Below are 943 nucleotides of genomic sequence, written 5' to 3'. Positions count from 1 at the left end.
GGCCACGTGACCTGAGTTGGCCGTGGGCCAACGGGGAAGGAAGAGTCTCGTGCCGCCACCTCATCCGCCGGAGTTCCGGCGACGCGCTGTCGAGCTGGCTCGGACCGGCGACAAACCGGTCGCGGCGTTGGCCAGGAGTCTGGGCATCGGCCAGTCGTGCCTGAGTAACTGGATACGGCAGGCGAACGCCGGCGAAGGCCGCGGGGACGGCCTGACGGGCGCGGAGAAGAAGGAACTGGTCGAGCTGCGGCGCAAGGCCAGGCAGCTGGAACTGGAGAACGAGATCCTCAAACGGGCCGCGGCTTACTTCGCCCGGGAGAACGTGCTCCCAAAATAGAGTACTCGTTGGTCCGTGGACTCGCCGACTACGACATTCCCGTCGCGGTGGCCTGCCGAGTGTTGGGCGTCTCTCGCTCCGGTTATAAAGACCGGCTCGGCCGGCCCACCTCGATCCGCGAACAACGCAACACCGAGTTGCTGAAGGTGATCCGCACCGTCCACGCCGAATCCCGGCTCAGCCACGGCGCACCGCGTGTCCACGCCGAACTGACGCTCGGGCTGGGCGAACGGGTGAACCACAAGCGGGTCGAGCGGCTCATGCGCGAGGCGGGCATCCAGGGGATCCACCGGCGCAAGGGCCGCCGCAACCCGGTCAACGAGCCCACCGCGCAGGACCTGGTGCGGCGCGCGTTCGACGTCGGGGCCCCGGACCTGCTGTGGGTCACCGACATCACCGAACACCCGACCGCCGAAGGCAAACTCTGCTGCGCAGCCGTTCTCGACTGCTTCTCCCGCCGCATCATCGGCCATTCCATCGATATCCGCCAGACCAGCACCCTGGTCATCGACGCGATGGCGGCATCGGTCGCCCGCCGCAAACCATCGTCCAACTCGACGATCTTGCACTCCGACCACGGAGCGCAGTTCACGTCCTGGACGTTCG

General features: G+C 67.2%; 2 protein-coding genes. Both read left to right on the top strand.

Annotated elements, in window-relative coordinates:
- The first annotated feature begins 49 nt into the window (after positions 1 to 49).
- Entirely contained in the window at positions 50 to 337 is a 288-nt protein-coding gene (locus E1298_RS47250) for a transposase (protein ID WP_165976011.1), read from the top strand.
- Between the two features lie 8 nt (positions 338 to 345).
- A partial coding sequence (locus E1298_RS47245) for an IS3 family transposase (RefSeq protein WP_131903874.1) occupies positions 346 to 943 on the top strand: 598 nt, incomplete at its 3' end.

Source organism: Actinomadura rubrisoli (assembly GCF_004349215.1).
GTDB classification, from domain to species: domain Bacteria; phylum Actinomycetota; class Actinomycetes; order Streptosporangiales; family Streptosporangiaceae; genus Spirillospora; species Spirillospora rubrisoli.
The sequence above is the reverse complement of the archived record's forward strand: the minus strand, read 5'-3'. Positions and strand labels throughout refer to the sequence as shown.